The sequence below is a fragment of the Pedobacter agri PB92 genome, from assembly GCF_000258495.1.
Classification (GTDB): Bacteria; Bacteroidota; Bacteroidia; order Sphingobacteriales; family Sphingobacteriaceae; genus Pedobacter; species Pedobacter agri.
Genome location: NZ_AJLG01000198.1, coordinates 1 through 8495, shown reverse-complemented (window position 1 = coordinate 8495; position 8495 = coordinate 1). Strand labels below are relative to the sequence as shown.

At 38.0% G+C, this 8495-nt stretch carries 6 protein-coding genes; 1 reads left to right on the top strand and 5 read right to left on the bottom strand.

Going from position 1 to position 8495, the window contains the following annotated elements:
- Window positions 1–11: 11 nt before the first annotated feature.
- The 4 genes from ON09_RS20590 to ON09_RS20575 all read right to left on the bottom strand — a co-directional run bounded on the left by ON09_RS20590 (window position 12) and on the right by ON09_RS20575 (window position 4940).
- Window positions 12–2180, bottom strand: a complete 2169-nt coding sequence (locus tag ON09_RS20590) for a carboxy terminal-processing peptidase (RefSeq protein ID WP_238533759.1) — start codon at window positions 2178–2180, stop codon at window positions 12–14.
- A 271-nt stretch (window positions 2181–2451) separates the two neighbouring features.
- Window positions 2452–3135, bottom strand: coding sequence for a hypothetical protein (locus tag ON09_RS20585; RefSeq protein ID WP_010602960.1), 684 nt, complete (start codon window positions 3133–3135; stop codon window positions 2452–2454).
- Between the two features lie 29 nt (window positions 3136–3164).
- Window positions 3165–4007 carry an isoaspartyl peptidase/L-asparaginase gene (locus tag ON09_RS20580; protein WP_010602959.1) on the bottom strand — a complete coding sequence of 281 codons (843 nt, stop codon included), beginning with the start codon at window positions 4005–4007 and terminating at the stop codon, window positions 3165–3167.
- 57 nt (window positions 4008–4064) lie between these two features.
- Entirely contained in the window at window positions 4065–4940 is an 876-nt protein-coding gene (locus ON09_RS20575; RefSeq protein ID WP_010602958.1) for a cyanophycinase, read from the bottom strand.
- Between the two features lie 296 nt (window positions 4941–5236).
- Between ON09_RS20575 and cphA the strand changes: the two genes are divergently transcribed.
- Window positions 5237–7852, top strand: a complete 2616-nt coding sequence (gene cphA / locus ON09_RS20570) for a cyanophycin synthetase (protein WP_029204519.1) — start codon at window positions 5237–5239, stop codon at window positions 7850–7852.
- Window positions 7853–7926: 74 nt separating this feature from the next.
- On the opposite strand, the gene ON09_RS20565 is transcribed toward cphA, so the two are convergent.
- Window positions 7927–8495 (bottom strand): ferritin-like domain-containing protein (locus tag ON09_RS20565; RefSeq protein WP_010602956.1); only part of this gene is annotated, 569 nt, incomplete at its 5' end.

Genomic DNA, 8495 nt, shown 5'->3' with positions numbered 1-8495 from the left:
ATGAAGTATTGCTAGAGTTTAGGTGCAGTTGCAACGCCCAAATTCATTACATAATTACCCGATTGCTGCATGAAGTCGCCCATTACTTTAAGCGATTCATCTTCAATAAAATCAAATGCATCTTGCTTGGTTACTTTTTCACCTTTTTTAATAGCTGGTAAGCCTCGCAAAGCTCTTAATTCATTCTGTCTCGTTAAAGATTTTGCCTCCTGTGCATCCCGTTCTGCTTTTAATTTGTTCTCGTTTAAAGTAACAGACACTTCAGCATCACGTTTTTTTAATTCGGCAATATCTTGTTTTACATATTTAAAATCGAGTGAATTAGCGATACGCTGTTCACTATTTTTAATCAAACCTGCTTTGATAGCCGTTAAATTGGCAACAGCTTTAAAATTAGAACTTGGAATCACATCCCAAGGTAAGGCTGATGGTTCAGTATCTTCTCCAATTTTATCCATTGGGTAAAGTGATGGGAAAACAATATCGGGTGTAACGCCCTTGTGTTGTGTACTGCTTCCGGCCACACGATAAAATTTTGCCATTGTCAAATTGATCTGGCCAAGATTAATATCTGCGGGGTTAGCGGTACTAGGAGAAGTTCCGATAGTTTTATCTCTGGTAACCAAGCCGGCAATTTTTTGAAGCATGCCCGGGTTAACCAGTTTATTTAAATCAATAGAAGATTGCACGGTTCCTTTGCCATAACTTTGGCTGCCCATCACAATACCGCGGCCATAATCCTGAATTGCACCGGCGAAAATCTCAGAGGCTGAGGCACTTAAACGATCAATCATCACGCCAAATGGACCATCCCATGCAACGCCTGACGTTTGATCTTCATCTACTTCAATTTTTCCTCTTAAATCTTTTACCTGAACTACAGGACCTTTATCAATAAACAACCCTGTAAGCGAAATGGCTTCAACTAAAGAACCACCACCATTTCCACGTAAATCCATCACAATTGCATCAACTTTATCGATGTTTTTTAAGGAGTCAACCAGTTTTCTTACATCACGTGTAGTGCTTTTGTAGTTTTTATCGCCTGAATTTGCGGCTTTAAAATCAGCATAAAACGCAGGTAGAGAGATGATGCCGATTTTGTAATCTTTACCATTTGTAGTTACGGTTTTCACTTTCTTTTTAGCTGACTGGTCTTCCAGGATAATCTTCTCTCTCACAAGCTCTATAATAACAGGCTTTGAAGACATCTCTTTTCCAACGGGAATTACCTTTAAACGAACCTTTGTGCCTTTAGGGCCTTTGATTTTGGTTACAGTTACATCTAATCTCCAACCAACCACATCAACGAATTCTCCATCGGCTTGCGCAACCGCAATAATTCGATCGCCAGCGCTTAATTGTTTTCCTTTAAAAGCAGGACCACCCGGAATAATTTCGGAAATTTTAACTACTTCATTCTCCAATTGTAACCTGGCGCCAATACCTTCGAATGAACGAGACATTTCCTCGTTGAATTCAGTGGCTCTTGTTGGCACAAAGTAATTGGTATGCGGATCTACAGATTCTGTAAAAGCATCCATCAGGATCTGAAATACATCCTGATTATTTGTTTTAGAAGTTTGTGATTGAAGGTTTTGATAACGTTTAGTAAGTGTTTCGACATTTTTATCCTGAGCCGTTCCCGCTAAATTCAAATTGATCAACTCATATTTAACTCTTTTTTTCCAGGTTTCATTCAATGCTGTTGATGATGCTGCCCATGGCAATTTTTCCCGATCATAAACGTAAGTATCGTTTTGGTTGAAATCGAATTTGCTCTTAATTTGAGCCAATGAATATTTAAAATACTCATTCAATCGTTTAGCATAAACGTTATAAATGTAGAATGGCCCACTTAAATCACCGTTTTTAAAGTCGTCATCAAGTGTGGTTCTGTATTTCTCAAACTCTTTTATATCAGAAGCAAGGAAATAATTTTTACCCTGATCCAGAGATTTAATGTATTTATCAAGAATTAATGATGAAATCGAATCATTAATTTGGATTTTTTTATAATTGTAGCTCTCGATAAGATTTACAACTTCCTTAATCACCAACTTTTGTTGTTCATCAGGCATCACATTTGTAACGCCCTCCACAATTGGTTGTGGTTTAGGGTCAGCATGACAGGCAAGTACTGCTGCTGTAAAAATTACAAAAAATATTCTCTTCAACATCTCTTTAAACGATTTAAAATCCATTTTCAATTCTATATAGCCAATATGGTACCATTTTAACGAAAAACAAAAAAGAGACAGCATTATTACCGTCTCTTGTTAAAATTTTATCAAATCTAGCTAAAAGCTTTTTATTTAACAATCCTGAAATTTAACGAAATATTATGGCTTTTGTTTTGAGAATATCGCTGTAAGGTATTCTGAAATAGAATATTACAATTACATTATTTATCACTTGATAGATAACGTAAATTTAATTGTAAATCCTTTTTTAAGATTTTTTTAGAGATGTTTTATTCGCGATAGCTTCCCGGGCATCATTTATTTGGCCCTTGTACTGTGTCGATTTAATTGAACTAGCAAGCCATTCAGCGGTTTTCAAATCTCTCAATGCCAGGGTAAAATCTTTCTTTTTAATTTTTACCTGAACAATACCCAAAATAGATTCGATATATGAATTGTTGCTTTTAAGTTGTTTTGCCAAAATGCCTTGCTGGGTGTAAAACCACATGGATTGAGTAGATTTATTATTGGCCAGATATACTTTTCCTAACAAACTGTAGGTATTCATTAAGCCACTCCTGCTACCCATTTTTGAATAGTTTTTAAGCGCAACATTGAGTAAGATTTGTTCGGCATCACTGTAGCGGCCCAACTGATAATGCATATTACTCATTTTTATAATGGCCTGTCCGTATTTGTTAAAGTTTTTTGCGGCATTATATTCAAAAGCTGCCTTGCCAAATAAGGTAAGCGCCTCGTTGAAATCGCCTTTCTTTTCTAAATCTTCGGCATCTTCAAAAAATGAATTTCCCTCTTCCAGATCGAACTTTGAAACCGAAATTGTAATCGCACTTCCCCCGTTTGGCTCCTGGAAATCAGCTTTATCAATATTTTGAGCTTGCAGTTGAAATGAGGCAAACAGGCTTACCAAAGCCAATACATATTTGGACATGCAACAAAAATAATACTTTATATTCAATTTCAGCTAAATACCTGTAAATTAACGTCGAAAGATGCCCAGACCATATATGGATGTGAATCGCAGTGATAAATTTCGCCTGTAGATGAGATGCCAACAACGCCAGCAAAACCATCAAAGGCTTTTAATTCGGTAAAAGTTTTATCGCAAGCCTCTTTCAACGAAAATCCATCGGTAACACGCGTTACTATTTTTGCAGCTGTGGCATTGCTTACAATATCTTCGCCGACGCCTGTGCAGGAAATACCTGCATGTTGGTTGGCGTAATTGCCGGCAGCTGTAGCGGAATCGCTTACTCGACAAGGAATCTCAAAGCCTTTGCCACCTGTTGAGGTTGCAGCAGCGAGGTTACCTTCATCATCTAAAGCAACACAACCTACAGTTCCTTTATTATTACTTTGATTTAATTTTGCTTCGTATTCTGATTGTCGTTGCGCAGTTATTGGGTTAAAAAACGCATGACCATTTTTCCGGGCGAAGTTTTGAGCACCTTCGCCACTTAATACGCGGTCGTCGTAGCTAATTAAATCTTTAGCAGCCTCAATGGGATTCTTAATATCTTCCACATTGATCACACCACTAAATTTTTCAGTTTTACCATCCATTAGCGATGCGCTTAAACGCACTTTTCCATCGCTTTGAATTTGTGAACCCATCCCGGCATTGAAAAGTTCATTATCTTCCAATAGCGCAACGGTATAAACCACCGTTTCTAATGCCGTATGTGTTTTTAAATATTCATATCCGAGGGTAACAATTTCAGCTAAAGCATCTTGCTTTGCTTTTTTTGTTTCTTGGTTTGTTGATGACTCGCTGAAAAAGCCACCATGTATAATTAGTTTCATTAATATTAAGATTTTCAGTAATAGTAAGATTTAAACGCTTAACTAAAAACTGATTTTTTATCCTATCGGAACAACTTTTGGATGGTGAATAACCAAGCTGTGATCTGTTAAATCATAAACATCGCCATCGCACATCACGTGCACTACCATGTTTTTGATGGATACGGGCTGTCCCATTTCCACGTCGGTAAGGTTAGTATCGGCCATTTGTCGGCCATCAACTAAAATAACCATTCCAGATCCGATGGCTTCCATTACATGTCCGTCAGAAATAAATAAACCAGTATCTTCACCTAAGCCAATTCCTAAAATGCCTGGGTTACTTGCCGCTGCATACAACAAACGGCCAATTCTTCCGCGTTGAACGAAGTGGGTATCTACAATCACATCATCGATGAACCCTAATCCACCAGTAATTTTAACCTCACCTTTAAGTAAAGCATCCTTACTGCTGCCCTGGTAAATCATGTTTTTTGAGCTTGCAGCTGCGCCGGCAGATGTTCCGGCAATAACCACAGGCTCATTCTTGTATTTCTCTAATAGAATCTGATGGATCTTCGTTCCGCCAAAGATTGATGATAAACGCAATTGATCTCCGCCGGTAAATATAATTACTTCGGCAGCAGCTATTCTAGCGCAGTTTTCTTCAGAATTCGCTTCCTCACGATTGGTGATATTAAGCACACCAAGATTATGTACATCTAACTGCGCATAAGCTTTTATATATTCTTCTCCTACTTTTTCAGGCATTAAAGAAGCTGTTGTAATGATTTCAAAACGTGATTCGATGTCTCTTACCGACTCTGTTGTGATTCTTTTTAAAATCCCACGCTCAAAAAAATTCATGTTTTCAGGCAACCCAAATTGCGTTTCAGCAAAGCTGCCTGTGTTTATTGCTCCACCAATGATGATAAGTTTGCCCTTTGGAACCATTCTTTGTGTATTATTATTGTATCAAAAAGCCCAAATATATCAGCTTAAGATAAAAAACACGACTTTTTTTTGTCAATAATTACGCAATTATTAACAATCGTTAAAATAATTATTAATAAAATCCAGTATTCTAAGGGCTGATACTAAAACAAATACCCTTTTATTTTGATTTAGCTATTTGTGATGTCACTTTTCAAAATAAATGTATAATTTACATTCATTAATTTCATTCTTTAAAAACTGATTTAAAAGGCCATCCCAACGCTTGTTTAACACTAAAAACGACAAAATATTACATGAAGATATCAAACATACAAGTACTAAGAGGGCCAAATATCTGGTCGATAAGTCGCAAAAAATTAATTCAAATGCGCCTGGATTTAGAGGATATGGAGCAACGCCCAACCAATACCATTGAAGGTTTTAGCGAGCGCATTGAAAAACTTTTACCGAGCATGTTCACACACCGTTGTTCTAAAGGTGTTGAAGGTGGTTTCTTCACTCGTGTAAAAGAAGGTACCTGGATGGGGCATGTTATTGAACATATTGCTTTGGAAATTCAGACGATTGCCGGGATGGAAACCGGGTTTGGACGTACGCGACAAACCAAAACCGAAGGCATTTATAATGTGGTGTTCAGTTATCTGGAAGAAAAAGTTGGTGTATATGCCGCAGAAGCAGCGGTTCGCATTGCTGAGGCTTTGATTGAAAATCAGGAGTATGATTTAGAGCACGACATCAGAAGAATGAAAGAAATCCGAGAATTGGAAGCTTTGGGCCCAAGCACGGGTTCAATTGTGCAGGAGGCGGTAAGCAGGAATATTCCTTGGATCAGATTAAATAAAAGCTCATTAGTACAGTTAGGTTATGGTAAAAACCAGGTTCGTTTTAGAGCCACCATGACTGAAAAAACCAGCAGCATTGCCGTTGATATTGCCAGTAATAAAGAGGAAACAAAACGTTTGTTAACAGAGGCAGCCATTCCGGTTGCTTCGGGTGTTACCATTTCGAATCCTGATGATTTAGAGGCGTCAGTTAATAAAGTTGGTTTTCCATTGGTATTTAAGCCCTTAGATGGAAATCATGGAAAAGGTGCAACAATTAATGTGAAAACAATGGAAGCTGCAAAGGCAGCTTTCGAATATGCAAAAACCTACTCGCGTAGGGTGATTATTGAAAAATTTATTACCGGATACGATTTTCGTGTACTTGTGATCGATCATAAAGTGGTTGCAGCGGCACAACGTGATCCTGCGCATGTGATGGGGAACGGCATTCATACTATTCAGGAATTAATTGATAAGGAAAATGAAGATCCACGTCGCGGCTACGGACATGAAAATGTGCTGACTGAAATTTCTGTTGATCGTGATACTTTGGATTTGTTAGCGAAAAAAGAATATACGCTGGAAACCATTCCAGAAAAAGGGGAGATTGTCTATTTAAAATCTACGGCTAATTTAAGTACCGGAGGAACATCAATTGATGTTACCGACATTGTTCACCCGCAAAATATTTTTATTTGTGAGCGAATTTCAAGAGTAATTGGCTTAGATATTTGCGGTATAGATATTATGGCGCAAAATCTTACCCAGCCACTTACAGAAAATGGTGGGGTAGTTTTAGAGGTGAATGCAGCCCCGGGTTTCAGGATGCACCTGGCGCCAAGCGAAGGTTTACCTCGAAATGTTGCCGCTTCAGTGGTGGATATGTTATACCCACAAGGCAGGTTATCGCAAATTCCAATCATCGCCGTAACCGGAACAAACGGGAAAACAACTACCACACGATTAATTGCCCACATCATTCGGAGTAATGGGAAACGTGTAGGTTTTACCACCAGTGATGGTGTATATGTTCACAATACCATGTTGATGAAAGGCGATACAACTGGTCCGGTAAGTGCTGAATTTATTCTTAAAGATCCAACGGTTGAGTTTGCGGTATTAGAAACTGCCCGTGGAGGTATCTTGAGGGCGGGTTTGGGTTTCAATGCCTGCGATATCGGAGTCGTTACAAACATTCAGGAAGATCACCTAGGTATTTCTGATATTCATAATTTAGATGATTTAACGCGTGTAAAAGCCGTAGTAATTGGCGCTGTGCGAAGAAAGGGCTGGGCGGTTTTAAATGCCGACAACGGTTACTGTGTAAAAATTGCCCGTGATGCCCGTTGTAATGTGGCTTATTTTAGCATGGATGAAAATAATCCGGTGATTAAAGACCATTGCAAAAAAGGGGGAATTGCTGCCATTTATGAAAATGGGTTCATCACCATTAAAACTGGTGATTGGAAATTAAGGGTTGATAAGGCGACACATATTCCTTTAACCTTCGGTGGATCAGTAAATTTCATGATTCAGAATGTTTTAGCAGCTACACTGGCGGCCTATTTATGGGGATACAAACCAGAAGATATTCGTTTATCTTTAGAAACATTTATCCCTTCTGCAGCACATACCCCAGGAAGAATGAATGTTTTCAGATTCAAAGACTTTAAAGTGTTAGTTGACTTTGCGCATAACCCTGACGGTTTTAACGGTGTGAAGGCTTACCTTGCCAGCGTTGAATCTACCGAACACGTTGGGATTATTTCTGGAACTGGTGATAGAAGAGATGAAGACATTAGGGAAACGGCCCGGATTTCCGCTCAAATGTTTGATAAAATTTATATCTGTCAGGAAAAATATTTACGTGGCCGCGATCAGCAGGAACTGATCGATCTTTTGGTAAGTGGTATTAAAGAAGTGGATCCTAATAAAGAAATCATTATCAATAATAAAAGTACCGCTTGTTTGCAAGACGCAATCGACAATGCCAAAAAAGGCTCTTATTTAACAATTCTGAGTAATACAATTGATAATACTATTCAACGTGTTACCGAGCATTTAGATCGAGAACTGGAATCATAAAATACCCGTTAGATAACAAAAATGCTCCTGATAAATTTTATCAGGAGCATTTTTTATTTCAAACAAGGCTAGTCTTAAGCTTGAGAATCACGTAATCTTTTAATCTCATCATGCGATACTCTTAACGATGCTTTTTGATCAGCAATGAGTTCTCTGATGTTTGACGGTAAATCTTCTTCTTCCAGAGCCATTTTATAAGCATTTTGTGCAGCATCTTCTCCAAACTCGCAGTTGTTTAATACCGTTTGACGATCATGACCAGTAAATAAAGCTTTTACATCCATCCAGCCTCTGTAAATTTTACCGGATGTAGTGGTACCTGTTTCAATATCTTCACCCGAAGCTGCAACCTCAGTTGCCAAAGCCATTTTATATTTTTGGCTTTCTTCAATCATATTTAAGAATAACGATTTTAAATCTGCGTCGCCATCTTTTAATTCTTTACGTGCTTTTTCATAACCTTCAATGCGGTCGTTATTAATTTGAACCAGATCGTTTAAAACCTCTGCTATTGCTGTTGTAGTTTTCATGTTTTTATAAGTTTTGATGTTATTATTCCAACATGAAGGCAGATGAAAAGGTTTGTCATTTTTTATAATAGATGATTTATTGTGAATCGTTAGAAAAGTTATAGTGTGTACGT

Bases quoted from the DNA above. Each gene is read 5' to 3' on its own strand.
- cphA (WP_029204519.1), top strand. From the start codon at position 5,237: ATGAAGATATCAAACATACAAGTACTAAGAGGGCCAAATATCTGGTCG.
- ON09_RS20585 (WP_010602960.1), bottom strand. From the start codon at position 3,135: ATGTCCAAATATGTATTGGCTTTGGTAAGCCTGTTTGCCTCATTTCAA.
- ON09_RS20590 (WP_238533759.1), bottom strand. From the start codon at position 2,180: ATGTTGAAGAGAATATTTTTTGTAATTTTTACAGCAGCAGTACTTGCC.
- ON09_RS20580 (WP_010602959.1), bottom strand. From the start codon at position 4,007: ATGAAACTAATTATACATGGTGGCTTTTTCAGCGAGTCATCAACAAAC.
- ON09_RS20575 (WP_010602958.1), bottom strand. From the start codon at position 4,940: ATGGTTCCAAAGGGCAAACTTATCATCATTGGTGGAGCAATAAACACA.